This is a genomic window from Pseudomonas putida (assembly GCF_016406145.1).
GTDB lineage: Bacteria > Pseudomonadota > Gammaproteobacteria > Pseudomonadales > Pseudomonadaceae > Aquipseudomonas > Aquipseudomonas putida_E.
Map to the genome: position 1 here is coordinate 3,460,381 of NZ_CP066306.1, position 23,860 is coordinate 3,484,240.

Annotated in this window: 24 protein-coding genes; 11 read left to right on the plus strand and 13 right to left on the minus strand. The window is 57.5% G+C overall.

The genetic code is table 11. The features are described from left to right. Positions 1 to 167: 167 nt before the first annotated feature. Together JET17_RS15840 and JET17_RS15845 are read right to left on the minus strand one after the other, a co-directional pair. The gene (locus tag JET17_RS15840) at positions 168 to 764 is read right to left on the minus strand and encodes a hypothetical protein (RefSeq protein ID WP_042111534.1); all 597 of its coding nucleotides are present in this window, start codon (positions 762 to 764) and stop codon (positions 168 to 170) included. 266 nt (positions 765 to 1,030) lie between these two features. Further along, entirely contained in the window at positions 1,031 to 2,371 is a 1,341-nt protein-coding gene (locus tag JET17_RS15845) for a hypothetical protein (RefSeq protein WP_150105129.1), read from the minus strand. A 327-nt stretch (positions 2,372 to 2,698) separates the two neighbouring features. Between JET17_RS15845 and JET17_RS15850 the strand changes: the two genes are divergently transcribed. The 4 genes from JET17_RS15850 (at position 2,699) to JET17_RS15865 (ending at position 5,704) form a co-directional block, all read left to right on the plus strand. Next, positions 2,699 to 3,604, plus strand: coding sequence for a LysR family transcriptional regulator (locus JET17_RS15850; RefSeq protein WP_012314971.1), 906 nt, complete (start codon positions 2,699 to 2,701; stop codon positions 3,602 to 3,604). A gap of 152 nt (positions 3,605 to 3,756) precedes the next feature. After that, positions 3,757 to 4,173 carry a nuclear transport factor 2 family protein gene (locus tag JET17_RS15855; RefSeq protein WP_039604551.1) on the plus strand — a complete coding sequence of 139 codons (417 nt, stop codon included), beginning with the start codon at positions 3,757 to 3,759 and terminating at the stop codon, positions 4,171 to 4,173. 132 nt (positions 4,174 to 4,305) lie between these two features. Continuing rightward, positions 4,306 to 5,067, plus strand: a complete 762-nt coding sequence (locus JET17_RS15860; protein WP_012314973.1) for an SDR family NAD(P)-dependent oxidoreductase — start codon at positions 4,306 to 4,308, stop codon at positions 5,065 to 5,067. 79 nt (positions 5,068 to 5,146) lie between these two features. Then, positions 5,147 to 5,704, plus strand: coding sequence for a flavin reductase family protein (locus JET17_RS15865; protein WP_012314974.1), 558 nt, complete (start codon positions 5,147 to 5,149; stop codon positions 5,702 to 5,704). A gap of 17 nt (positions 5,705 to 5,721) precedes the next feature. On the opposite strand, the gene JET17_RS15870 is transcribed toward JET17_RS15865, so the two are convergent. The 3 genes from JET17_RS15870 to JET17_RS15880 all read right to left on the minus strand — a co-directional run bounded on the left by JET17_RS15870 (position 5,722) and on the right by JET17_RS15880 (position 7,849). Next, positions 5,722 to 6,621 carry an AraC family transcriptional regulator gene (locus tag JET17_RS15870; RefSeq protein WP_012314975.1) on the minus strand — a complete coding sequence of 300 codons (900 nt, stop codon included), beginning with the start codon at positions 6,619 to 6,621 and terminating at the stop codon, positions 5,722 to 5,724. A gap of 208 nt (positions 6,622 to 6,829) precedes the next feature. Next, positions 6,830 to 7,084: an Atu4866 domain-containing protein gene (locus JET17_RS15875; RefSeq protein ID WP_012314976.1), complete on the minus strand. Its 255-nt coding sequence runs from the start codon at positions 7,082 to 7,084 to the stop codon at positions 6,830 to 6,832. Positions 7,085 to 7,111: 27 nt separating this feature from the next. Continuing rightward, complete coding sequence (locus JET17_RS15880) at positions 7,112 to 7,849, minus strand: SDR family oxidoreductase (protein ID WP_012314977.1); 738 nt, start codon at positions 7,847 to 7,849, stop codon at positions 7,112 to 7,114. A 295-nt stretch (positions 7,850 to 8,144) separates the two neighbouring features. Between JET17_RS15880 and JET17_RS15885 the strand changes: the two genes are divergently transcribed. The 5 genes from JET17_RS15885 (at position 8,145) to JET17_RS15905 (ending at position 12,842) form a co-directional block, all read left to right on the plus strand. Continuing rightward, entirely contained in the window at positions 8,145 to 8,576 is a 432-nt protein-coding gene (locus tag JET17_RS15885) for a DoxX family protein (RefSeq protein ID WP_012314978.1), read from the plus strand. Positions 8,577 to 8,634: 58 nt separating this feature from the next. Next, entirely contained in the window at positions 8,635 to 9,558 is a 924-nt protein-coding gene (locus tag JET17_RS15890) for an NADP-dependent oxidoreductase (RefSeq protein ID WP_012314979.1), read from the plus strand. A 248-nt stretch (positions 9,559 to 9,806) separates the two neighbouring features. After that, on the plus strand, positions 9,807 to 10,169 hold the full coding sequence (locus JET17_RS15895; protein WP_012314980.1) for a hypothetical protein: 363 nt from the start codon (positions 9,807 to 9,809) through the stop codon (positions 10,167 to 10,169). Positions 10,170 to 10,298: 129 nt separating this feature from the next. Next, positions 10,299 to 11,213 carry an AraC family transcriptional regulator gene (locus JET17_RS15900; RefSeq protein WP_039603493.1) on the plus strand — a complete coding sequence of 305 codons (915 nt, stop codon included), beginning with the start codon at positions 10,299 to 10,301 and terminating at the stop codon, positions 11,211 to 11,213. A gap of 495 nt (positions 11,214 to 11,708) precedes the next feature. Next, on the plus strand, positions 11,709 to 12,842 hold the full coding sequence (locus tag JET17_RS15905) for an aminotransferase class V-fold PLP-dependent enzyme (RefSeq protein ID WP_012314982.1): 1,134 nt from the start codon (positions 11,709 to 11,711) through the stop codon (positions 12,840 to 12,842). 60 nt (positions 12,843 to 12,902) lie between these two features. On the opposite strand, the gene JET17_RS15910 is transcribed toward JET17_RS15905, so the two are convergent. Continuing rightward, a complete protein-coding gene (locus JET17_RS15910; RefSeq protein WP_233100405.1) occupies positions 12,903 to 13,718 on the minus strand; it encodes a CAP domain-containing protein in 816 nt (271 codons plus the stop codon). A gap of 330 nt (positions 13,719 to 14,048) precedes the next feature. On the opposite strand from JET17_RS15910, the gene JET17_RS15915 reads away from it, so the two are divergent. Further along, positions 14,049 to 15,086, plus strand: coding sequence for a sensor domain-containing diguanylate cyclase (locus JET17_RS15915; protein WP_012314984.1), 1,038 nt, complete (start codon positions 14,049 to 14,051; stop codon positions 15,084 to 15,086). Between the two features lie 148 nt (positions 15,087 to 15,234). Here JET17_RS15915 and JET17_RS15920 read toward each other — a convergent pair whose 3' ends face one another. Continuing rightward, positions 15,235 to 16,620 carry an amidohydrolase family protein gene (locus tag JET17_RS15920; RefSeq protein ID WP_012314985.1) on the minus strand — a complete coding sequence of 462 codons (1,386 nt, stop codon included), beginning with the start codon at positions 16,618 to 16,620 and terminating at the stop codon, positions 15,235 to 15,237. A gap of 37 nt (positions 16,621 to 16,657) precedes the next feature. Then, a complete protein-coding gene (locus JET17_RS15925; protein WP_012314986.1) occupies positions 16,658 to 18,031 on the minus strand; it encodes a nucleobase:cation symporter-2 family protein in 1,374 nt (457 codons plus the stop codon). A 138-nt stretch (positions 18,032 to 18,169) separates the two neighbouring features. Here JET17_RS15925 and JET17_RS15930 point away from each other — a divergent pair, with 138 nt between their 5' ends. After that, entirely contained in the window at positions 18,170 to 19,060 is an 891-nt protein-coding gene (locus JET17_RS15930; RefSeq protein ID WP_012314987.1) for a LysR family transcriptional regulator, read from the plus strand. A 20-nt stretch (positions 19,061 to 19,080) separates the two neighbouring features. Here JET17_RS15930 and JET17_RS15935 read toward each other — a convergent pair whose 3' ends face one another. From JET17_RS15935 to JET17_RS15955, 5 genes are all read right to left on the minus strand, one after another. Beyond that, complete coding sequence (locus tag JET17_RS15935) at positions 19,081 to 19,497, minus strand: DUF6691 family protein (RefSeq protein WP_012314988.1); 417 nt, start codon at positions 19,495 to 19,497, stop codon at positions 19,081 to 19,083. Between the two features lie 2 nt (positions 19,498 to 19,499). Further along, positions 19,500 to 19,934: a YeeE/YedE family protein gene (locus JET17_RS15940; protein WP_012314989.1), complete on the minus strand. Its 435-nt coding sequence runs from the start codon at positions 19,932 to 19,934 to the stop codon at positions 19,500 to 19,502. A gap of 94 nt (positions 19,935 to 20,028) precedes the next feature. Next, positions 20,029 to 21,348, minus strand: coding sequence for a serine hydrolase domain-containing protein (locus tag JET17_RS15945; protein WP_012314990.1), 1,320 nt, complete (start codon positions 21,346 to 21,348; stop codon positions 20,029 to 20,031). A 19-nt stretch (positions 21,349 to 21,367) separates the two neighbouring features. Continuing rightward, positions 21,368 to 23,221 (minus strand): DUF1302 domain-containing protein, encoded by a 1,854-nt coding sequence (locus tag JET17_RS15950; protein WP_012314991.1) that lies wholly within the window; start codon positions 23,219 to 23,221, stop codon positions 21,368 to 21,370. 206 nt (positions 23,222 to 23,427) lie between these two features. Further along, positions 23,428 to 23,859: an acyl-CoA thioesterase gene (locus JET17_RS15955; RefSeq protein ID WP_012314992.1), complete on the minus strand. Its 432-nt coding sequence runs from the start codon at positions 23,857 to 23,859 to the stop codon at positions 23,428 to 23,430. Position 23,860: the final 1 nt, after the last annotated feature.

The following is a 23,860-nucleotide window of genomic DNA, read 5'->3' on the forward strand; positions in this document are numbered from 1 at the left end:
CTCCAACGTTCCAACAAGAGTACGCCGAGCATAGGGCCCTGAACCAGGACGACGCCCCGAGGAATTCAAGTGGTTTCGGGTGAGCAAGGCTGTGGTCAACACGGTATTAACGCCCTCCCCAGATCACGCACTTTCAGGGATGGGTGTCGCCGACGTCCTCCCTCACATTACGTATGTGAGCACGGACTATAGACCTCCAGCACATCAACCATGTCATTCAAAATCAAGGTAGACGGACCAGCTGGAGCAATCGTTGTCTTCCTCACTTTTACTCCGGAAGGCCTTTGGAAGTTTATCTCCGGCCCGCTGAAGCTTTGCTGGCCATCACTGTGTAAGTAATCAAACATTCGGCTCTTGAAGCGAGTGTTGATCTCATCTCGGTCTGCTTGCAATGGTCCCAGCATGTATGCATCAGAGGCCGTGAAGGCAAAAAAAATGCCATCCGCAGCTCTTCCGCCTGGGACGGTTGAGCAGATGACATCTTTGGATTTGAGAACTCGGTCCAGTACATATTGGCCATTTACAAAATGGGCCATCACCAGAGCATCCGGGGTGACGATGCCAACTCCCTTTTCAGGCTCGCACCCCGGAGCGCTGCCGTATGGATGAAGGCACCAGTTCATTCTCGAAGAATCGATGATGGTGCTCAGTTTCAAGTCTTGACTCATCTGCTGCCTTGCCTCAGGGCTCTCATACTGGTAAACGTTACCCGAACAGGCGGTGATGGTTAATGGCACTGCAAACACAAGCAGAATGCGCAGCATGTTAATCCTTCGTTTGGCTCATTAAGGCCTTATAATGCCAAGTATCTGTAAAAATATGAACCAACCTGCTTGCCTGCCTCAACTCGGACCATGAGACCCGGCGATATCCGTTTGGGTCGAAAGCGGTCAGTGGGGACCGGCTGCTTTCGACCCTCAGCGGCCATTCACCTGCATTCAAAATTCTGCCTGCTTAGCCTCGAAGGCAGATTCTAATCTAGTACGCCATTCTTCATTGACGGAATAGAGCATCTAGCTCAACTCGAATGCTATGTTGACTTGGCTTCAGTCTCGGAACCCTCATCCTTAGTATCTTGGGAATTACGAGGTGGTGTCGCCTGCTTTTCAAGCTCCATCAATCTCATTTCAGATCCGATATCCTTCGCTAGGTGCGATTTCAGAAGTTCGATTTTCAGCCTAGTTCGTAGGTAAAACTTTTCTTTAGGGTCAATGCCCAGATCTTCTGCTGTAGAGAATACGGTATTTTTCGCCAGCACGAGCAACTTGGCTAAGGTTAGACGTTCTTCTTGGATGCTGAAAATCTTTTTCAAGAAAGCCGAACCGATGAGCCAAGAGTAATAGATCGCTGCCCCTAGTGCGAGCGCAAGTGGAATTCGAAGCATCAATGCTGCAATCATGTCTTCTCGTGCAGCATAATGGGTAAATACTAGGTTGCTTGCGCCGTTATGAATCAGATATGCACACAGACCGATGGTAAGGCAAGGCAGTATCATTAGTGCGAGATAAGTTCTTGCTTGCGCCTTACCTTCCTTGACGTAGTCAGTGAACTCATCCGAAATTACGCTTCTGTCGTTTACTAGGCTTGATAGCTCTTGTTTAAGCGAAGCAATTTCGTCGTTAAGAATTTTGCGCTCCCGATCTAGTTGTTGTGCGTTGCTACGCTTTGCCTCAACTTCCGCGTTGAGCTTGGTCAGATCGGCTTCGGAGTCTTTGAGCGATGCTTTGACCTGACCTAATGTAGCCATTTCTTTATTGACATTTTCTGAGAGTTCAGCCGATTCAGCGGTCAGGGTTTCTATCGACTCAGCTAAAGAGGTGGAGTCGGAGGTCAGTCCATCATGACTGGCCTGGAGGTTGCTCACCTCCAATCGAGCCTGCTTGATGAATTCTGCAACGTTGTTGTTTGCATTGATATAGTTTTGAATTCCAGTTTTTGTTTTCTGGGCATTAGTGAATTCAAAGCCATAAATCTCAACCTTTCTCAGCGTTGGCTTTGAGAATTTATTGCTGGTCTTGATTGAAAATTTTACGCAGAACTCGTTGATTATAGCTACAGATCCGCCTTTTGTTTCTGGCGGCACTGGGACAGTCCGAGCGGTGCCCTCTGATGTGTAGATAACCAACTCAATCCCTTTTTGATTGGCGCCCGTAAAGTGGATGCGGCGTAAAAAAATGGGATTGGCAGTGGTGAAAAAACGCTCCCGCTTGTCTAGAGAAACGTCGTTCACAACAGTAGTGTCTTCTTTCAATAACTGTTCATAAAGGGTTGTTGTGCTAAAGCGTTTGTTGATATTTGCCACATTGAATGACAGGCTACCAAGGTTACTAGCTAGCTCATCAAAATTCACCAGATTTACCGTCACCGTCATCCTTCCTATCATGAGATGTCAGTCTGATATTATCTGCCGACTCATCGGTTTTCCATAAGTAAATTCGGTTGAGGTAGAGGCGTGGAATTTTTGTCGTTATAGCGGATCGTGGCGTGAATCGACCATCGTTTCGTAGAAGCCTCGAACGTCCGCAATGGGTCGACAGCAGCCGGTCGCTATTGACCGCTACCGACCCATAGCTGCCGCTCATGGCCTCAGTAGAACGACAGGCGCTTCAAACATAATCGGCCGAGGATCGACTCACCTGTCGACATAGTGACGCGCCCCAAATAGCATGCCTCAATCCAATATGCCCGAGCTGGTAAAATGATCTCAGATCCTGGCACACCAACTCTAGACCAGCTGAAAGTTCTCCTGACGGTCGTAGAAGTGGGAAGCTTCGCTGGCGCTGCAAGGAAATTGCATCGTGCAACGTCAGTGGTGAGCTATGCCATTTCCAATCTGGAGATGCAGCTCGGCGTATCACTTTTTGACCGCAAGACGACACGTAAACCACAGCTGACAGAGGCTGGCCGTACAGTGTTGGCCGAAGCACGAACCATCATCAACGGAGTCAACGGACTGCGATCGAAGGTGTCTGGACTGCTGCACGGTCTCGAAGCAGAGGTGCATCTTGCTTTGGATGTAATGCTGCCAGCGGAGCGGGTGGTCGATGCGCTCAGGACTTTTAGACAGGTGTTTCCCACCGTGGCTTTGCATCTACACATGGAAGCGCTCGGTGCGGTCACGCAATTAGTACTTGAGAAAAAAGCCGGCATTGGGATCAGTGGCCCCCTGGACCCGGGAAGGGATGGCCTTGAGCGTGTCGGCGTAGGGAGTGTTGAGTTAGTACCCGTTGCAGCCCCGGCGCACCCACTTGCCCTCGCCAGCCGCAACGAGCCTGGCGCGGCAAGAAATCACATCCAATTGGTGTTGTCAGACCGCTCACCGCTTACCGGGGACAGAGATTTTGCCGTAGTGAGCCCCCGTACATGGCGGCTCGCGGACTTAGGCGCAAAACACATGCTCCTCAAGGAAGGCATTGGCTGGGGCAACATGCCCTTACCTATGGTCCAAGCGGACCTCAATGCGGGACATCTTTCCCATCTCGATCTTCCTGATTGCAAAGGCGGCTCTTACGCGTTTGACGCTATCTACCGGACTGATTCGCCGCCTGGGCCGGCTGGGCTATGGCTCATCAAACGCTTCGGCCAGCAAGCCGAAGCTCTCTAGACTTGTCGAATAAGTCGTATTAACCGTTCGATATTCTTCTGGTTTTTAGCCAGCTAAGCCCCTGTTAGGGTGTTGCTCATAGACCAGACACGCGCACCTTCGGTGCCTGGGCCTCAATAATCGCAAGACTCCGGTACTACAAAGGTGAACCTATGTGTTCAGCAGCCGAGCTTCTCCACCACCATTTCGAAATGTTTGTTGATGACCATGAAAAGTGGAAATCCCTACTCGCTCCGGACATCGTCTGGGAGCTGCCTTTTGCCCCGAGTCTCGGTCACCCGGAGAAGCTGGTCGGCCGCGAACAAGTGCTCAATCATGTCGGATGGTTTGTCGGAGCGGTGGAGTCGTTTCAATTCCACAATCTACGTATTCAACAATTCACTGATCCACTAACCGCCGTCGCGCAAGTCAAGGCACAGGGGATCATCACTGAGACGGGTAAAACCTACTCACAAGAATATGTCGTTTTCGTTAGCGTTCGTGAGGGTAAGCTGACGCATATTCGTGAGTACTTCGATCCTGTCCAGGCGGCTTACGCCTTGGACTCCCCCGTGGTGATGCCAGGCTAGCGGCGCTGCCGAGTGCACGAAAGAAGCAAAACTCCGACAGGCAAAGCAAGGTCGCCAAGGAGTTGCATGTCAAAAAGAGAGAAATTGGCACCGTCGAAAGCGACAACCAATTCCTGACTTGGAGACATCAAAATGACTGACTTCATCCCAACCCCAAACGAAGTGGCAGGCAAAGTGGTGCTGGTAACCGGCGCGGCTAGCGGCATCGGGAAGGCCATCGCCGAGCTCCTTCACAGCCGTGGAGCGAAAGTCATTGCCGAGGATATCGACCCGAAAGTCAACGCCCTTGAGCGTCCCGGCCTGGTTCCTTTCGTCGCCGATATCACCGTTGACGGTTCTGCCGAGCAAGCGGTGGCGTTGGCGGTAGAGAAGTTTGGCAAGCTGGACGTCCTGGTCAATAACGCCGGTCGCATCCTATACAAGCCCCTCGTCGAAATGACCCGTGAAGATTGGGAATGGCAGATGCAAACCAACGTGACGGGGGCGTTTCTTCATTCCCGAGAGGCGATGAAGGAGATGATGAAGAACAAGAGCGGCGCGATCGTGAACATCGCCTCGTACGCGTCCTACTACGCATTTCCCGGTATCGCGGCCTATACCGCGTCCAAAGGCGCATTAGCACAGTTGACTCGTACCCAGGCACTGGAAGCGATTGAGCATGGCATTCGGGTCAATGCCATTGGCGTGGGAGATGTGGTTACCAACCTGTTGAACCATTTCATGGAAGACGGTCGTGGGTTCCTGCAAGAGCATGGCAAGTCCGCGCCGATCGGTCGAGCTGCAGCACCGGAAGAGATCCCCGAGATTGTCTCCTTCCTGGCTTCCGAGCGCGCCAGCTTCATTGTCGGTTCGGTGGTCATGGCCGATGGCGGCATGAGCGTCCCGGTAGGTTAATCCTTCGCCTCGTCCGCGTTGTGCTGAATTGGCAGCACAACGCGTTTTCTTGCTAGCAGACCTTTTCAGCGGAGGCGTCATGACCGCACTTCGAAAATCCGACTTTCCCCTCATCGACGTTCGCCAGCATCTGGAAACCGGGCCCATCGTGCTCGTGACCTCAGCCTGGAACGGCGAAAGCAACATCATGACCATGGGCTGGCACATGATGATGCAATTCGATCCAGCCCTTTTTGGCTGCTACCTCTGGTCGGGGAACCATAGCTATGAACTGATTCGCAACAGCCAGCAATGCGTGATCAACGTACCCACTCTGGAGCTGGCGGACCAGGTGGTCGCGGTGGGAAACAGTACGGGCACTGACGTGGACAAGTTTGGTCAATTCGGACTTACCGCTACAGCGGCGACGCGGGTTGCAGCGCCGCTGATAGCCGAATGTTATGCCAGCTTCGAATGCCAGCTGTACGACTCGAAGTTGATTGGCGAGTACGGTTTGTTCATCTGGGAAGTCGTCAAAGCGCACGTAGATCGCTCCGTGGAGCAGCCTAGAACGCTGCACTACAGGGGAGGCGGTCAATTCATGGTGGCTGGAGAAACCTTGGACTTTCGCCAGCAATTCCGTCCCCAGAACCTCTGACTGGCATAGCCCACTCACTATTTACGGTATTGAGTGGGCGTGACGCCAACCTCACGTTTGAACACCTGCGAAAAATGGCTTGGGCTGCTGTATCCGATCTCCAAGCCTATATCGATCACGCTCCGATCCGTTTCGACCAGGAGCTGCCGGGCTCTTACCATCCTCAGTCTGATGAAGAACTGCGACGGAGAATAACCAGCGGCTTTTTTGAACAGCCGGCTGAAGTGATACTCGCTCATCCCAGCTATTTCGGCCAAGTGCCCGAGATTGAATTCCTCAGCCAGATTCGCCTCCATCGCCGACAGCACGCGGCGCAGCTTGTAAGCAGGCAATGCGTTGCGGTGCACGATATCGTCCGCTGAGCTGTCTAGGTAGCTGCGGGCAAGGTGAATGGCGATGCACTGGGCCAGACCCTGCAGATAAAGTGGACTGGCCCTGTGCCCCGTCAGCTCCAGGCGAACTTGCTCCAATAGAACGGACAACCCAACGTCACGCCCGCCTGAGACTTCACGTAGTCGAACCGCTTCCACAGACCCGCCCAAGACCTCATGGATGGCTTTTTCCAAAAGCGGGATGCCGAGGTAGATATGCATGACTTCAAATGGTTCTACACCGTCTACGTTCCAGCGCATCTCGTAAGGCTGTGCCGAAGTAGTCAAGAAGAAATCACCTTTGGACACCTGGCTACATTGCCAGTCGCCGTCAAGCTCACGCTCCTGAACGGCAGCATTCCCGGAGATGATCCACACGAGCAAGGGCTCAGCTACGGCGGGCACGATAAAGCTCTCTTCGTTACGCTCCCGGTTAAAGATCTGCACCAACATATCCCTATCGGCCAGGACGTCCGAGGCGGCAAGCCGCTCACCCCGAATGTAAGCCTCCAAACCATGGGCTGAAGTCCGCTCTATGACATCCATGGGAATTGTCACCTCAGTCAGTACGCGTGCTCAAACGAGCCACCTCGGGCATTGGTCTCACAGGGTGGACTTGAAGTTCAAGCCTAGGCTTTCAATGGTGAAGGCCCATCGCGGACCCGTTTGGGGATGTAAAGAACCCGCTCTGGATGCGTGTTCTGAAAGGTAAAGGTCGAAAAAAAGCCGGAATGTCTCCATTCCGGTCGGGCCTTCAACGCTCGGGATATAGAATCATCCCTGCGTGATACAGCACGTTGCTACGAAACTCCCCGTCGGCAGTAAATCCGCTGTCATCCACATACTCGATGTGATCACCCTCTAGCCAGTATCGACCTTGGTACGCGCTTTGTTGCCCTCCGCGGGCTTCGTCATAGCGGCCGCCAGGCAGGAGCTCATGGCGAATGCGACCGTCAGCCGTCACCCACATGCCAACGTATTTATCCTGTTCTCCAAGTGGTTCACCCATGGCATTTCCTCGCTGTCGACCAAACATTCAGAATGGACTTGCGGTTGGACGCACGATCAGTTCGCTGACATCGACATCTGCAGGCTGTTCTACGGCGTAGGCGATCGCCCGGGCAATCGCCGAGGCTGGAATCGCGATCTTGCGGAACTCGCGCATCTCGGTTCGCCCGCCCTCATCGGAAATGCTGTCGGCCAGTTCGGACTCGGTGACGCCTGGGGCAATGACGGTGACCCGGATGTCCCCCCCAACCTCCTGGCGCAAACCTTCGGAAATGGCCCGTACGGCATATTTGGTAGCGCAGTACACCGCAGCGGTCGGGCTCACGGCGTAGGCTCCAATCGAGGCAATATTGATGATCTGACCGGCACGCTGTTCTTGCATGAGCGGCAGCGTTGCGGCAATGCCGTGCAGGACGCCGCGAATGTTCACATCGATCATGCGGTTCCACTCATCTACCTTGAGCGCTTCGAGTTTCGAAAGCGGCATGACGCCGGCATTGTTGATCAGCACGTCGACGCGTCCGTGCAGTTCGATAGCGAAGTCGATAAAGGACTGCATGTCATCTAGGTTGGTGACATCCAGCGCCAGGACATCAGCGACATCGCCTGCTGAACGAATCTCCCTGGCCAGAGTTTCCAGGCGATCGGTGCGGCGGGCGCCCAGGACCACGCGAGCGCCTTTGCTGGCAAGCAGGCGGGCTGTCGCTTCGCCGATACCACTGCTGGCGCCGGTGATGACGATGACTTTTTGTTCGATGCCGTGCATTTTCGTACTCCTGTTTCTGGCTTAAGGGGCCACCGCCGGCAGGCAGGTGGTGAAGCAAGAGTAAGAAGCCTTGGCTGGGCTGGGTTATCCGATTCCTCCGGTCAACATGCACGATCCTGCGTAAGCGGTCGGCGTTTGAGGCCATGCAATGACAGCGGGCAAAAAGCAAACATGCTTGTCTATTTCATCGAACGTAAACAACGAAATTAGGCGGCTATTCAGCTATGTGAGGCTGTTCCAAACTTACTCATACCAGCGTTCCATTCCGGAATGCCTACATCAAGGAACCTATGCCATGCCTCACGCCGCCACCATTTCAAGCTCAGTCTCTCATCCTTCGGCTGCAACAGCTGGTGCCGCCGCACTAGTAGGACGCGTTTTTCTGAGCGCGATCTTCATCCTCTCAGGCGTATCCAAGGTAAGCGCGCCGGCCATGATGATCGGCTACATCAGTTCAGTTGGTCTGCCGTTTCCTTCCTTAGCGCTGACGCTTGCCATCCTTGTGGAAATAGCCGGCGGTGTCGCTCTGATCGCCGGCTATAAAACCCGTGTTGTCGCAGCAGTTTTGGCGCTTTTCAGTGTCCTCACTGCGGTGATCTTCCACAGTGCTCTGGCCGATCAAAATCAATTCATTCACTTCTTCAAGAACATCGCGATGGCCGGCGGTTTGTTGCAGATCGTGGCCTACGGCGCGGGCCGCTTCAGCTTGGACGCGCGTCGCCAGTAACTGACGCGCGCTGGCAACTATCGACTAGATAAACCATTACCTACAGACGGGGAAGTTCATGAAAGCTATACAAGTGGCAGAGTACGGTCAGGTTGAGCGGCTTGAGCTGATAGAGCTTGAAGAGCTGGTGCCCAACGATGACCAGGTTCTGATTGACGTTTCCGGGAGCGGAATCAATCCGATCGACTGGAAGATTCTCTCGGGGGCCATGAAGCAGTTCATCCCAATGTCCTTCCCCTACACGCCGGGTGTCGAGGTTGCTGGCACCATTGCAGCAGTTGGAAAGAATATTCATGAATACGCTGTGGGTGATGAGGTGTTCGGATTCATTGGAATAGTCGGTGGTTACGCCACTCAGGCTCTTGCAACGCCCGACAGGCTTGCGCACAAACCCGATGGGCTATCACTTGTTCACGCCGGTGGAATTCCTGCCGCAGCGCTTACTGCTTGGCAGGCGCTGCACGAACAAGCCGAAATCCAGCCAGGCCAGACTGTTTTGATTCACGGTGCCGCAGGCGGGGTGGGTAGTTTCGCGGTCCAGTTAGCACGGCTGGCCGGCGCTCATGTAGTGGCAACGGGCTCGACCAGAAACCGAGACTACCTCCAATCACTCGGCGCCCATCAGTTCATTGATTACACCGCACAACAGTTCGAGAACCTCGTCAGCGATGTCGATATCGTCATTGATCTGATCGGCGGAGAAACTCAGGATCGCTCCTGGACGGTGATCAAACGCGGTGGGGCATTAGTCTCGCCTGTCAGCACGCCCAACGTGCAGAAAGCTTTTGAGTACGGCGTAGTGGGCAAAAACTTCGCAACCCGGTCGGACGGGCGCCAGTTAGCGGAGATAGCGAAATTGTTTGCTGAGAAGAAGCTCCACGCCGAGGTTGAGGTCGTTCCGCTTTCCAACGCGGCTGAGGCTTTGATGCTAAGCCGGGGAGGACATACTCGCGGCAAACTGGTGTTCGATGTGAATCGGTGATTAACCTCGAAGGCCCTGCGCTCGAGTGAATCCGCCAGAAAGCAGCCCTGCGCAGGAATATGCAAAAGCCTCGCAGGAACCAAATAACGGCCTGCTTATCGCCGCCGTAATCTGAGCCCAAGCAGAAAGCGAGCCCGCTTCTGCCGCCGGCCATCAGAGCAACCTAGCCTGCAACAAACAGGAATCCACGTCACGCTTTGCACTGAAAAACCGGCAACGAATCCATCGCAAATTACGGAGTCGCTGTCATGAAAACTGTACATTCAATGATGATTGGAATTGCCTTATCTGCTCTCAGTGCAAGTTCGATGGCACTGCCGGCCAAAGAAATTGGCCGTTGGACCAATCAGACCTGCAAAGAAGTGATGGCTCCCCTTGTGGTGGAGGGTGGAGCGGATCGTCTCAATGACCGCCGTGTGGCTGAGGGTGGTGCTGATCGCCTGAATGACCGGCGCACGGCCGAGGATGGTTCGGATCGCCTGAATGACCGCCGTGTGGCTGAGGACGGTGCTGATCGCCTGAATGATCGCCGTGTGGCTGAAGATGGTGCGGAACGTCTTAATGCCCGTAGAGTGGCTAAAGTCGATGTGGATCGTACCACCTATGCCTGACGCATATAGCCCTTCCTATCGAGAGCCCGGCCCGCCGGGCTCTTGCATTTGAAGGGAGACCATTAGCATCTACCCAAAAAGCAGCGGGCCAATTTATTCTTTGCAATAGAACCAGCCTAATGGGAGGTAATGGCAGTGGATGATAGGGACGAAGAGCTGACGCGTCTGAGGGCCGAGCTGGCATCAACCATGCATCGTTATGCTCCCACCTATGGCGTGTTTCAGACGGGAATTGCTCCGCTGCATTTCATACGCAGTGATACTCCAACCGACGTGATCCATACTGTCCATAAGCCGGGGCTATGCATCGTTGTGCAGGGCCGTAAACAGGTGCAGTTGTGGGAAGAAAGCTATGTCTACGACCCTTTGAACTATCTGGTCGTCTCGGTAACCCTGCCTCTAGCGGGTCAAGTGACAGAGGCATCCTCAGAACAGCCCTATTTCTGCATCCGCCTGGATATCGATCCGGCAGAAATCGCTCAGCTGATCGCAGACGTCAGCCCTGTCGGCGTGCCGAGCCAACACCCCCACCGAGGGCTATATCTGGATAAGATCGATAGCTCCTTGCTCGATGCAATGCTGCGATTGGTACGTCTGTTGGATGTGCCATCGGATATCCCAACGTTGGCGCCGCTAGCACTAAGAGAAATTTTCTACCGACTGCTCAAAGGCCAGCAGGGTCAGCGTTTACATGAGATAGCCATAACCGATAGCCAGACCCATCGCGTCACTCGGGCCATTGAATGGCTGAACAACAATTATGCACAGCCGTTGCACATTGATGAGCTAGCGAGCTATGTCAATCTGAGTAACTCGACGCTTCACCATCGATTCAAGGCTGTCACCGCAATGAGTCCTTTGCAGTATCAAAAACAACTTCGCCTGCAGCATGCACGCAGGTTGATGATCTCAGAGGGTCTGGATGTATCTACAGCCGGGTTCAATGTGGGCTATGAAAGTCTCTCACAGTTCAGCCGTGAATACAGCCGGATGTTTGGGGCCCCACCGAGCCGAGATATCGCGAAGCTTCGCTCTCTCGGGTAAGGTGCTACTGAAGGCTTGGCTAAAACAACCCTAATGGCGGACGCCGAACATAAGGCGCTGCCGCACCTTTTCGGCCGCTATGGGTCGACAGCGGTCAGTCGCGACCGACTGCAGTCGACCCGTAGCAGACATCTGTAACCGGGTAGGCGTACGGCGAACTCCAGTTTCGCCACTAGCCACGGCATCAATGCCAACGTCATCCTTAACTGGGTACCGCTCTACCGAAAGCAGCCGGCGGCAACGCTTCCTGCTTTCATCCCGCCAAAAGCGCAAGCGTTGCAGTTGCAGCCCCAGGTCGAGGCGACGAGCCGTGACATTCCATGCCGGGACCTCAATCCTGAAGAATTACAGCTTAGCGCATCGCAATGTGCCCTCCCCAAGCTATGGTGGTAACTGCCGTTTGACAGACGCCACATCAGTCCCGACTCATCCTGTCATTTGCCAAAGCTTGGGGCAGGGTCGATACCACTGACATCCATGCCAAAGGAGGCACCTATGTCTACGCTTTATCCCAGTATTGATCCTGAGGGGCTGGTCGAGTACTCGGTGGTCTACACCGACCGCTCGCTCAATCACATGTCACAGGCATTTCAAGGCGTGATGAAAAACATTTCCAGGACCCTGAAACAGGTCTACAACGCCCAGGCTGTTGCGGTGGTACCAGGGAGCGGCACATTCGGCATGGAAGCGGTGGCACGGCAGTTTGCCACCGGCCAGCAATGCTTGGTGATACGCAACGGCTGGTTCAGTTATCGCTGGAGCCAGATCCTTGATATGGGCAACATTCCGGCAGCCACAACGGTGCTGAAAGCCCGACCGATAGACACGGGTCGCCAAGCGGCTTACGCCCCACCCCCTCTTGACGAAGTCCTGGCAGCCATCAAGGCGCAGAAGCCGCAGATGGTCTTCGCCCCCCACGTTGAAACCTCATCGGGGATTATCCTGCCCGACGAATACGTCCGGGCCGTCGGCGACGCCGTGCATGAAGTGGGTGGCTTGTTCGTGCTGGACTGCATCGCCTCCGGCACGCTTTGGGTTGATATGCAGAAATGTGCAGTGGACTTGCTGATCAGCGCACCGCAGAAAGGCTGGAGCGCCTCCCCTTGCTGTGCCCTGGTGATGTTCAGCGCGTTGGCACTGGAGCGCATGGAGCAGACGCGTAGCAGCAGCTTTGCCTGCGACCTGAAAAAGTGGCTTCAGATCATGCAGGCCTACGAACAGGGCGGGCATGCCTACCATGCGACCATGCCCAGCGACTCGCTCGCGCGATTCAACGACGTGATGAACGAGATGCAGGCCTACGGTTTCGATAAGGTCCGCGGCGAACAACAGGCTCTGGGCGATCGGGTACGCACCATGTTGACCCGCAAAGGCATCAAAAGCGTGGCTGCTGCCGGTTTTCAGGCCCCTGGCGTAGTGGTGAGCTACACCGACGATGCGGGTATCAAGACCGGTAAGAAATTTGCCGACCACGGCCTACAGATCGCCGCCGGGGTACCGTTGCAATGCGACGAGCCCGCCGATTTCCAGACCTTCCGCATCGGTCTGTTCGGGCTCGAAAAACTACACAATATCGAGCGCACGGTCAGCACCCTCGAGCAGGCGATCAACGAAGTGATGGCGACCTAAACCATCATCCTGGCCGCAGCACCTGTCGCAGGTGAATTTGCCCCCAAGGCGCGCCCCCTTTCAAGGCGCGCCGAACAGCATCGTCCAGTACACACCCTCATCGCTACGCGAGTTCGCGGCAAAAGCAGCACCTACATGGGTAAACATCGGGTTCATCAGGTTGGCGCAATGCCCGGGGCTGGCGAGCCAGCCTGCCATCGCCTTGCTTGCAGCCCCCTGCCCGGCGGCAATGTTCTCGCCGATCTGGCGGCCACGGTACCCGGCATCGCGCGCTCGATCTGCCGGTAGATCGCCGTTAGGGTCACGGTGCGCGAAGAAATTGGCGTTGGCCATCGCACGACTGTGTCTCTGCGCCGCCGCGCCCAGAGCGGTATTCCAGGCCAACGGACGTGCAGCGGCGAAGCGCTGGCGGCCACACCAGCGCGGCTTCGCCCGTGCTGCGTTGGCCTGTGCCAGCAACGCTTTGCTAACGGATTGCCCATTGCCGAGCTGGGCATCGAGCAAGGGACGCGCCAACACTACCCGCCACACGTTCCGGTCGCGACTGATACCAATATCGGCAAATTGACTATCGAGCAAGGCAGCACAGTAATCGCTGCGTAGCATGTCAAAGGCCTCCTCGGCATCTCGGGCACCGACCAGACGGATGGCTCGCACCTTCACCGCCTGGTAGCCGACAGCCTTCAACTCTTCCCGCAAACCACCGCCGTAACCGACCGGCAACGCCAGCTTCGACTTTAACGCCAGCGGCGTCGATATCTGAACCAGGTGTCTCTCACAGCGCTGTGGCTGGGCACGGTAGTCGTTGATGGCTCCTACCAGTTGCCGCTCCCCGCTGGCATGGGCGGGGCTGACGAACAAGGAGAGCAAAGGCATGAGGCAAAACGAAAAAATGGCGGAGCAGCGGACAGCGTGGCGCATGGGCGAACGGCTCAAGAAGGATGACGGCAGCAAAGCCACTTGAAGGGGCTCGGCTCAGACTGGGCGTCTCAAGTAAGGTTCAAGCGGCAATGATGATTTGTCGGTAGAGCGAAGCGCTGGCTTGGGCGTGGCCGCCAGATTTCCGCACTTGGCCTGGAAATGGAGCGGTTTGGCTCCTATACCAGAACAGCCGGTTCTGGTAGACAATCGCCAGCCGACCCTGACCTCGCAGAGAGCGCTGCGGCCTTTGACAGGCGCCGCCCGCCCCCAGAAAAAGGAAGTCCCATGCCAGCTTGCCCCCTACCCACCGACGAAGCAGCTCGCCAGCGCACCCTGGATGAGATGCACCTGCTCGATACGCCGGCCGAGCATTACCTCGACACCCTGGTACGGCTTACCCAGCAACTGGCACACGTGGACACGGTGCTGATCAGCCTGATCGACCAAGAGCGCCAGTGGTTCAAGGCACGTATCGGGCTGGCGGCCAGCGAGACGCCGCGCAACGTTTCTTTCTGTGGCTACGCCATCCTTGGGGAGGACACATTGTTGGTGCCCGATGCCACGCGTGACCCGCGTTTCGTCGACAACCCGCTGGTACTCAGCGCCCCCTATATCCGCTTTTACGCAGGGCACCCCCTGCGCGCGGGGAATGGCAAGGCCATAGGGACATTGTGCATGCTCGACCCCCGCCCGCGCACGCTGAACGAAACGCAGCAAGCGAACTTCAAGGACCTGGCCACGCTTGCAGAGGGTTACCTGCAGCTGCGTGGCCTGATCCAGAGTAACCGTGACTTGCGCCTGGAAATGGACCGAGAGCAGCGCAAGGCCATGCTTGATCCGTTGACGCAGTTGTGGAACCGCAACGGTCTGACAGCGTTTCAGGACCACGAGCGGCGCCGGGCAGCACAGAGCAGCCAGCGCCTGGGGGCGATCTATGCGGACCTTGACCATTTCAAAAGCATCAACGACAGGTATGGCCATGCCAGCGGCGATCAGGTGCTCTGCGAATGCGCCCGCCGCCTGCGCGCAGCCTTGCGCCCGGACGATCTCGTGGTGCGCCAGGGCGGTGAGGAATTCGTCGCTCTGGTCATGGTCAACGACAGCGAAGAGCTCAAGGGTATTGCCGAGCGGGTACGGCAGATGATCGGCAGCGAGCCGGTACAACTTTCCACCGGCCCGCTACGGGTCAGCCTGAGCATCGGCTGCACGCTGCTCAACGATGACGAACACCTCGACCAGGCGCTGGAACGCGCCGACACCGGGCTCTACAGCGCCAAGCAGAATGGGCGGGACCGGGTGGTTTACGTGCAATCGGTAGCCTGAGCGAAAGCCGCAAGGCACTGGTGCTCCAGCTCGATACCGAAAGCCGCCAGATCCGACTCGACCACGCCCAGGGATACCACCGCATCGCTCGCGTCAGGATGGGGCCCTGGCCGTGCCCTGTATGTCGGCCGTCTGCCTGGAGCCGACCTTATGAAGCCGCTACGCGCTGGAGCTCATTGACCGATACGCCAGTTTGCTCGAGCCAGGCTTTACGTCGGGCAAACAATGCAGGCGCGGTGACGTTGACCTCTGTGATCAACACATCCAGCTCGGCATTTTTCAAGTGCCCGTTTTCGACCAGTACCCGCCCGGCCACCATGGTCATGTCGACATCCCCACCCTGGACCGCATGGACGAGGTTGTGATGAAGATTGGCCAGCGGTCCTTGGGTGATCAACGGTGTCATTCTTGGCGTATCAATGCGCACCGCGATGATGTCCGCTGCCTTGCCTTTTTCCAGGGAGCCTATCTGCTTGTCCATACCCAGCGCGCGGGCGCCGTCAATGGTCGCCATGCGGCAAACCGACCATGCGTCGAGGGCAGCAGCATTGAGGCTGACGAACTTGGCCAACAGCGATGACACTTTCATTTCCTCGAACATGTCCAGGTTGTTGTTTTCTTTCTCGCCATCGGTCCCCAAACCGACCGCGACGCCGGCCGCCAGCATTTTTTCCACCGGTGCGGCACCCGAGGCCAGTTTCATATTGCTGACCGGGTTGTGTGCCACTCCGACTTTGCGCTCGGCCATCAAGGCAATTTCGGCATCGTCCACCCAGACACAGTGAGCGAGCAACACCTTCCTGGCATTGAGCAGGCCAAACTTTTCCAAAGCCTGGACGGGCCTGATGCCATGGCGGCGAAGGGTTTCTTCAACATCGAAGCGGCTTTCGTTGCTGTGGGTGTGGAATCCGACGTCATTGGCTTTGCAGATGTCAGCAATTCGTTGCCAGGCCTTGGGCACTGCATAGAACAGGTGCTCCAAGCCGACCCAGACATTGATGCGGCCATTGGCTGCACCATGCCAGCGCTCGATCAAGGTTTCATTACTCTCCAACGTCTCGAAGTAGTCATGGTCCGGGTGCTCTGCTACGTATGGCACGAGCACCGCCCGGATGCCGAGCTCATTGGCCGCTTCGGCGCTACCGTGCATGTACCGCCACATGTCCACAATAGTCGTGGTGCCGGACAACAGCGCTTCGCTATAGCAGAGCATGGAAGCCAGGCGTGCTTCGCTGGGCAGCAGAACGCGGTGCATGGGGTCAATATACTGCTGCAGCCAGTCCCATACCGGCAAACCTTCCGCCGTGCCGCGAAGGATGCCGGAATGGCAGTGGGTGTTGACCAGCCCGGGCATCAGCAGCCGATCGGTCAGGCGCCGGACCTTGGCTTCGGGATACCGCGTGAGCAACTCAGTTGCAGGGCCGACGTCGGCAATCACGCCGTCGCAAATCAATACGGCGCCATCCTCAATGACGGTGTTAAAGGCGTCCATGGTAAGCACCACGTCAGCCCTCAGGAGTTCACTGATCATCATGTTCGACCTTTTATGAATGTTTCTGAAGGGCCGGTATTCAGCTTTCGCCAAGTACCGCGTTACGCGCCGCACTGGCCTGCGCTTCATCTGTTTTGGTAGGTCCGTTGAACACCAGGTTGAGGATCAGTGCAGTGAGCACACTGAGAATGATCCCGCTTTCGGTGAACACCCGACTCCATTGGGGAAGGTGGTGGAAATACAGCGGGGAAACCATCGGGATCATGCCAATGCCAACGCTGGTGGCGGCGATCAGCAAGTTGTAGCGCGACTGCTCGAAGTCAACCGTAGACAGGATGCGCACCCCCATGAGCGTAACCATGCCGAACATCACCATGCCGGCGGCGCCGAGCACATATTGCGGTGTCGACGCCACCACATACGCCAGTTTTGGAAAGAGCCCGAGGGCGATGAGGATCAGCGCACCGGCTATGCACACATAGCGACTCTTGACCCCGGTCATGGTGACCAGGCCGATGTTCTGCGAAAACGACGTGTAGGGAAACGCATTGAATACGCCGCCGACAATGGCGCCCATACCATCGGCACGAAGTCCGCGCACCAGGCGCTGGCGGCTGGTCGGCCGGTCGACCATGCTTCCCAATGCCAGGAACATCCCCGTCGACTCGACCATGGTCACCAACATCACCATGCACATTGAGATCACGGCCACGGCGTCGAACGTCGGCAGGCCAAACGCAAAGGGCGTGATGGTGGAGAACCAAGGCGTTTGAGCGATGCCATCAAGGACGATATCCCCGCGAATGAAGGCAATCACAAAACCGACCAATACACCCAGCAACACTGCGATATTGGCAATAAAGCCTTTAGCGAATCGGTTGAGCCCTAGAATCAACAGTAACTGAGCCAGCGAGATAGCCAGGTAGACCGGGTTTCCGTAATCCGGATTGGGCCCGCCATCAGCCAGCGTTGGTTGTCCGCCGGCTGACCAGTCGATGCCAACGCGCATCAGGCTGATGCCGATCACCAGCAACACAGTCCCCGTCACCACCGGCGGAAAATAGCGCAGCAGCCGCCCCATCACCGGGGCGAACAAAAAACCAAACAGACCCGACGCGATAATCGCACCATACACGCCCGGCAGGCCGAGGCCGGGGGTCACGGCGATGGCAATCATCGGCGTGACCGAAGCGAAGGTCACGCCCATCATGATGGGCAGTTGAATGCCGAAAAAACGGTTGCCCGCGCACTGCAAGAGCGTCGCCAGGCCCGCCGCAAAAAGATCGGCATTTATGATCAGGGTCAACTGGTCCTTGGGAAGTTTCAGTGCAGCGCCGAGGATCAGCGGCACAATAATGCAGGCCGAATACATCACCAGCACATGCTGAAAGCCAAGTACTGCAGTTTGTATCAGCGGTAAGCGCTGATCTACCGGGTGCACGCTAGGGGTCATTTGTCCTCTCCTGAAACGTATTGTCGAGGCAGTGATGAAATAAATAGTTATTGTGGTTATGGGTAGCGCAGCACCACCATGCGCCAGCCCGTACCCGTTGTAAAAATGGGTCCCATTTAATTTTTTTATGGAGCAGCGATGAGGTTGTCTCTTGAACAACTGGCCGCTTTTTCTGCGGTCGTCAGTGAGCGCTCTTTTTCGGCCGCAGCACGCAAATTGGGCAAGTCGCAATCCGCTGTGAGCATTTCCGTTGGCAACCTGGAAATCGATCTGGGAATTACCCTGTTTGATCGCAGTCAGCGCTATCCACAACTCACCAATGAAGGCCGGGCCTTGTTGCGTGACGCCGAGGCCATTCTGGGCCAGTGCTGCAACATGGAAAGTCGCGCGAGCAGCCTGGCGCAGGCGTTGGAGACTGAGCTGGTGATCAGCATCGACGAGGCGATTCCCTATCAGTCCCTTGCACCTGTTCTAGAGGAGTTTTCCCGCCGCTTCCCCCATGTCGACCTTACTGTGTTGCATCCTTGCGGGCAGGATGTACTGACAATGATCGAAGACAAAAAACTATTGCTTGCCATGATGTGTACCCGCACTCATTACCCGCGAAATCTGCAATTCATACGCCTTGGCAGCATCACGTTCAGCAACGTCGTCGGCCGCCAACACCCTCTGGTCGCAATGCCCACCGTCAGCTTCAATCAATTAAGCAACTACCGACAGTTGATCTACCTCCCCTTCCAGGACCGCTTGCCCACCAGTGAATACCTGAATTCACCCAACCATTGGCGTGTAGAAAGCTATTTGACCTTGATGGGCATGCTGCGCGCAGGCATGGGATGGGCCACAGTGCCCAGGCAACTGATACAAGCGCTGGGTCCCAATGGGGAGTTTGTGGAACTGCAGCTGGAAGCTTACCCGTACACCGATTGGACGGTAGGCGTCGACCTTGTCTGGTCGTCAGGCTTACGTTTGGGCAAAGCGGGTACCTGGCTGCGTGAGGCGCTGGGGCGAACGCCGATAGCTACATAAAAATTAGAACGCAGACCTCATCAAGACGTACGCCTCTGCAGCACAGTGAACGCATACATCCCCGCCAGCATGGCCAATACGAATACCAGTACCTGCCAGTGCCCGGTAAGCGAGATGGCGACAGCAGGCCCCGGGCAGATGCCGGCAATGCCCCAGCCTATGCCAAACACCAGGCTGCCACCGATCAGGCGGGCGTCCAGCTCCCTTTTCACAGGTAACTGCATGGGGGCGCCAAGCAACGACCGCTTGTGTTTGCCTGCCCAGTTCAGCGGTGCAGCCGCCACCGCGATGGCCCCGGCCATCACCAGTGCGAGTGACGGATCCCAAGCCCCGGTCACATCAAGAAAAGCCAACACTTTGGCGGGGTTCGCCATGCCTGCCAAAAGCAGGCCCAGACCAAAGATCAACCCGGCGAAAAAAGCTGTCAACTTGCTCATTCTCAGGCCCCCAGCACATGGCGGATGACGTACACGGTCGCAAAACCGCTGGCCATGAAGCACACCGTGGCCACGAGGGAACGGGATGACAAGCGCGAGACTCCACACACGCCGTGGCCACTGGTACAACCCGAGCCGTACCGTGTCCCCAGGCCAACCAGCAGCCCGGCAATCACCAGCGCCGGCCACGAGGTGTCGATCTCGATTTCCGGCAGCACGGCGAACAGCCCCCACACCAATGGCGCGACCAGCAGGCCGAGAAGAAACAGCGCTTTTTCGCCCCAGCCCTCACTGCCCCATTGCAGCAAGCCTGCAAGCAGGCCGCTGATGCCGGCGATGCGACCATTGGCCAGAATGAACAGGCTGGCGGCCAGCCCGATCAAGGCTCCTCCCCCCAAGGCAGTCCAGGGTGTGAAGTTGATCCAATCAATGCTCATGTTGCATCTCCGGCGCAGTGAAGCTGGTATAGGGCGTTGAACAGCACATCAACATGGCAGGCATGATAACGATTTGCCAGGCGCCCCACACCGCTCAACCCGGCAGCGCCGCCAACACCGCAGTGACCATGCCGTTGAACGTCGCCGGCGAGTCCACCACGCGCGCAGTGACTTTCGCCTCACCGTCGGCACGGGTGGCGCGCCGGGCCTGGTCGGCAGTGGCCGACAGCTTGACGATCACCACTTCACGGCGCGGGTTGATATAGATTTTCTGGCCGAAGCGCCCGCTGGCCTCGACAGAGCCATCGCCATCGTTTTTCTGGAACCAGTAGTTGCGGTAAGCGTAGCCCGGGCGGCCGGGGGCAAGGTTGCCTTGGGCAAACAACGCCGGGTCGGCGGGCTGGAATGTGCTGCGCACCGCTTGGTTGAAGCTGTCATCCTTGACGTCGCGGGCCAGCTCTCGGCGCACCCGTTCGGCGAAGCGCGCAGTGTCGCGCAGGTTGCAGCTGATACCGCCGCTGGCCATCTCGGTACCGAGCGGGTCGACTTGAACATAGGCATCATCCTGGGCAAAGCGTGACCAGATACGTTGTTCAACCAGTTGGGCCCAGTTCAGCCCGGTGATGCGCCGCAGTGCCCAGGCCAACGCTTCGGGTGAGCCGTTCTGGTAGAAGAACAACGGTTTGGCACCTGAGCCCGACGCCTTTCGTGCGTGCTGGAGGAAACTGTAGATATCCTCCGGCATGCCCTCGGCCCGAGGTATCAGCCCAGTGGCGGCAAACAGCCCAAGGTCCGGCGGCACCTGCGGCGGGTACTCCACGGCCACCTGCATGTCGAGGTTGGCCTGCACCGTCGCCTCGCCAAACGGCGTGCCGCCGAGTTCCGGCACGTAATGGGCCAATGTACGTTGCGGGTCCAGAGTGCCTTCGGCGATCAGTTGGGCGGCGATCAGGCCAGTGACCGACTTGGTCATCGAGGCCCAGATATGCGGCTGGCCAGGTTGGAAGCCCTCCAGATAACGCTCGTACACCACCTGGCCACGGTGCAGCACGATCAGCCCGTCGGTGCTGGTCTGTTGCAGGTAGCTCGCCAACGTCAGGGGCTGCTCGCCGGCGGCGAACGCCACCTGATCCAGTGGCAGTTCGGTGCCGGCAGGCAAGGCTAGCGGCGTGGAAGCGCGGCCGATCCCCCGGGTCGGCGAAACCTCGCGGGCGTGGCGCATGGACCAGCGCAGGTACGGTGGCTGGAACGCGTTGGCCTGGTTCACGCGCAACTGCGGTGCAGGTGGAAACCCTTGCATCACGCCCTGCTCTACCGGTGCGCTGCTGGCCATGCCCGGGGCAAGTGTACCGGCCAGCATCAAAGCGATGGCCGGCAGGTTGGCGGGTGAAGCGTGCATGCTGCGTTTGGACATTGTCTTGCTCCTGGGTGGTCTAGAAGTTGGCGCCCACGCTGAATGCAACGTAGTCGCGGTCGCCGCGGGTGCCGTAATCGCCATCGAGATAATCGGTGTAGGCAAGGCTTGCCCAGTACTTGCTGGCCAGCGCCACGTCGACGCCCAGGCTGATCGAGCGCGAGCCTTCATTGAAGCCCGAGCCGTCGGCAGGCGAATAGCCTTTCACATCGTGTGACCAGGCCAGGTTGGGACGGATGTCCACGCCCGGGACAAGGTTCTGATAGCTCCAGGTTGCCCGCAGGCGGTAGCCCCAGGAAAACGGCGTGACGAACCCTTCGCCGTTGCAGTCGCCAGGGCTTTTCGAAATCGCCTGGCAAAGGCTGTTGTCGGCCAGCTCTCCGTTGCCGTAGGCCCCGGAGCGGCCATAGCGCGGCCCGAAACGCCCCTCGAGCCCACCCACATAGGTTGCGCCCACCTCCCCCATCAACAGCAACTGGTTGGCCCCCATGACCTGGCTGAACGCCTGCACTGCCGACACTTGGGCCTGGGTCACTTCCTTGCGTCGATAACCGTCGAACAACGTATCGTCGGTCGACGGGCGCAGGCCTTCAGCGTTGAGCGGGCTGCGGCCCGGGGCGTTGAGCAGCGACTGCAGTACATCGTTGCCGTTGAGCTGCACCGGCTGATTGGGGCGGTAACTCAACTCCCCCTGCACGGCGGTGCCGTTGTGCAGGGTGGTGGCGAAGGTGATGCCATATAGCCGGATATCCTCGGGGTACTGCGCCAGGTACTGCGAGGTTCCCATGCGCAGGGCGCCGGCCAGGGTCTGCCCGGCGCTCGAAGCCAGGAAGGCACCGCAGCCAGACAGTGGCACGCCAATGTTGCCGCACAAGTCCCTGGCAAAACCGGTATTGGCGTAGTAACGGCTGCTGACTGTGCCCAAGTAGGGAGAGCGGCTGTGGTAGTTGGCCGCGAACAGGCCAAACTCGGTATCCAGCGCTTGGACATACCAGTGCAAGGCAAAACCCCATTGGCCTCCATTGCGCGCATCCTGGTCGGCCCCCCGCGGCACGCGCAAGCCCTCATCTGTCAGCGTCACGCCCATGGACGCCAGCGCTTGGGAAACCCCCGGGTTGGTGACCATCTGCCCACCGACATCCAGGCCTTGGCAGCCCTCGGGCATGAAGTCGTTGCCGGAGAAGAAGGTCCCACAGTTGTCCAGCCGGGTCTGCTCCCAGTCCAGTTGATAGAAGGCGTCGAATGACAGGGCCTGGTTGAGGTTTTGCGTGACATACAACAGGTTGACCGGCGCCAGAGCGTCTTTGACCTCTGAGCCTGGCCGGCGCAGTGCGGCCTGATTGAACGGGCTGATCACGTTCAGGCCACCCTGAATGAACAGGCTTTCGCCCCAGTTCACCACCTGATTGCCAAGGCGCACTGAGCCGGGCTCACCGTCGATGTCGTAGAGGGCATAGGCAAACGCATCGAGCAGTTCCGCTGCGGCGGTTTTGGCCGATGCCTGGCGGTTGTGGTCGTCGATGTCGACAGCACGCTGGCTGTGGTCGCGCTGCACCGTGTCATACCAGTAGGTGCCGCGCAGAAACACCCCAACGTTGTCCCGGTGCAATTCCAGGTCATGGGTTGCTTTGAAAATGGCCGAGAACACATCACCCGAGCGGTAGTTCCGCCGGCCGTCATTACTGTTGGCGGCCTGCAGCAGCTGCTTGTCGGGGTTGGCTGTACTGACGGCAGTGCCGAACGAAAGCGCCGTGTCGAAACGCCCTTCGAGCGGGCCGGCCTGGAATTGCAAGGCAGCCGCCGGGGTGGCGAGCAGGCAGCATAGAGCCGCCAGCGGCGCTTGGCGCCGGCAGATATGGATGTATTCGCTCACTCCTGACCTCTTGTTGTTTTATTAGAGAGTGAAAGGTGGGGGACCGCAGATGAGGCACCGGCCGCCCAGGCAGGCGGTATCGGTAATGTGGATTATCGGGGTAGTGGAAGCAGGCTCACAAATAGCGTCTTCGGATCAGTGCCATGCCGTATTGTTATGGCCTGGGCGGGGTGGGGTGGCGTCAATCGAGCGCCCCCCAGATGACCTCAGACAGCCAACAGTTCCAAGGCCATGCGCACCTTGCCTGGTATGGCAACCGCGCGCTGCTCACGACGATCAACGAACACATGGGTAAAGCGACCGGCTGCGCACGCTTCAGGCTCCCCCTCGACGAAAACAGCCAGCGCGTAGTGCACCGAGCTGTTCCCTGTCCCCGTGACTGCGATACCCACTTCGATGCGTTGCGGAAAGGCGACCGCGGCGAAGTAGTCACAAGCAGACCCGGCCACATAGGCCACCACCGGGTCGCGGTGGATATCCAGACCGGCATGCTCGATCAGCCAGGTGTTCACGGCGCTGTCAAAAAACCCGTAGTAGACGACATTGTTCACATGCCCATACAGATCGTTGTCGTGCCAGCGCGTGGTGATCGGCTGGAAGTGGCGATAGGCGCCGCGCAGCGGGCGTTCCCTGGCCATG

What these genes read in the sequence shown, in the direction of transcription:
- JET17_RS15930 (WP_012314987.1), top strand. Translation starts at nt 18,170, where the DNA reads ATGAGGTTGTCTCTTGAACAACTGGCCGCTTTTTCTGCGGTCGTCAGT.
- JET17_RS15840 (WP_042111534.1), bottom strand. Translation starts at nt 764, where the DNA reads ATGCTGCGCATTCTGCTTGTGTTTGCAGTGCCATTAACCATCACCGCC.
- JET17_RS15925 (WP_012314986.1), bottom strand. Translation starts at nt 18,031, where the DNA reads ATGACCCCTAGCGTGCACCCGGTAGATCAGCGCTTACCGCTGATACAA.
- JET17_RS15890 (WP_012314979.1), top strand. Translation starts at nt 8,635, where the DNA reads ATGAAAGCTATACAAGTGGCAGAGTACGGTCAGGTTGAGCGGCTTGAG.
- JET17_RS15900 (WP_039603493.1), top strand. Translation starts at nt 10,299, where the DNA reads ATGGCAGTGGATGATAGGGACGAAGAGCTGACGCGTCTGAGGGCCGAG.
- JET17_RS15865 (WP_012314974.1), top strand. Translation starts at nt 5,147, where the DNA reads ATGACCGCACTTCGAAAATCCGACTTTCCCCTCATCGACGTTCGCCAG.
- JET17_RS15880 (WP_012314977.1), bottom strand. Translation starts at nt 7,849, where the DNA reads ATGCACGGCATCGAACAAAAAGTCATCGTCATCACCGGCGCCAGCAGT.
- JET17_RS15935 (WP_012314988.1), bottom strand. Translation starts at nt 19,497, where the DNA reads ATGAGCAAGTTGACAGCTTTTTTCGCCGGGTTGATCTTTGGTCTGGGC.
- JET17_RS15845 (WP_150105129.1), bottom strand. Translation starts at nt 2,371, where the DNA reads ATGACGGTGACGGTAAATCTGGTGAATTTTGATGAGCTAGCTAGTAAC.
- JET17_RS15860 (WP_012314973.1), top strand. Translation starts at nt 4,306, where the DNA reads ATGACTGACTTCATCCCAACCCCAAACGAAGTGGCAGGCAAAGTGGTG.
- JET17_RS15875 (WP_012314976.1), bottom strand. Translation starts at nt 7,084, where the DNA reads ATGGGTGAACCACTTGGAGAACAGGATAAATACGTTGGCATGTGGGTG.
- JET17_RS15915 (WP_012314984.1), top strand. Translation starts at nt 14,049, where the DNA reads ATGCCAGCTTGCCCCCTACCCACCGACGAAGCAGCTCGCCAGCGCACC.
- JET17_RS15870 (WP_012314975.1), bottom strand. Translation starts at nt 6,621, where the DNA reads ATGGATGTCATAGAGCGGACTTCAGCCCATGGTTTGGAGGCTTACATT.
- JET17_RS15895 (WP_012314980.1), top strand. Translation starts at nt 9,807, where the DNA reads ATGAAAACTGTACATTCAATGATGATTGGAATTGCCTTATCTGCTCTC.
- JET17_RS15905 (WP_012314982.1), top strand. Translation starts at nt 11,709, where the DNA reads ATGTCTACGCTTTATCCCAGTATTGATCCTGAGGGGCTGGTCGAGTAC.
- JET17_RS15920 (WP_012314985.1), bottom strand. Translation starts at nt 16,620, where the DNA reads ATGATGATCAGTGAACTCCTGAGGGCTGACGTGGTGCTTACCATGGAC.
- JET17_RS15955 (WP_012314992.1), bottom strand. Translation starts at nt 23,859, where the DNA reads ATGGCCAGGGAACGCCCGCTGCGCGGCGCCTATCGCCACTTCCAGCCG.
- JET17_RS15910 (WP_233100405.1), bottom strand. Translation starts at nt 13,718, where the DNA reads ATGCCTTTGCTCTCCTTGTTCGTCAGCCCCGCCCATGCCAGCGGGGAG.
- JET17_RS15945 (WP_012314990.1), bottom strand. Translation starts at nt 21,348, where the DNA reads ATGTCCAAACGCAGCATGCACGCTTCACCCGCCAACCTGCCGGCCATC.
- JET17_RS15885 (WP_012314978.1), top strand. Translation starts at nt 8,145, where the DNA reads ATGCCTCACGCCGCCACCATTTCAAGCTCAGTCTCTCATCCTTCGGCT.
- JET17_RS15850 (WP_012314971.1), top strand. Translation starts at nt 2,699, where the DNA reads ATGATCTCAGATCCTGGCACACCAACTCTAGACCAGCTGAAAGTTCTC.
- JET17_RS15940 (WP_012314989.1), bottom strand. Translation starts at nt 19,934, where the DNA reads ATGAGCATTGATTGGATCAACTTCACACCCTGGACTGCCTTGGGGGGA.
- JET17_RS15855 (WP_039604551.1), top strand. Translation starts at nt 3,757, where the DNA reads ATGTGTTCAGCAGCCGAGCTTCTCCACCACCATTTCGAAATGTTTGTT.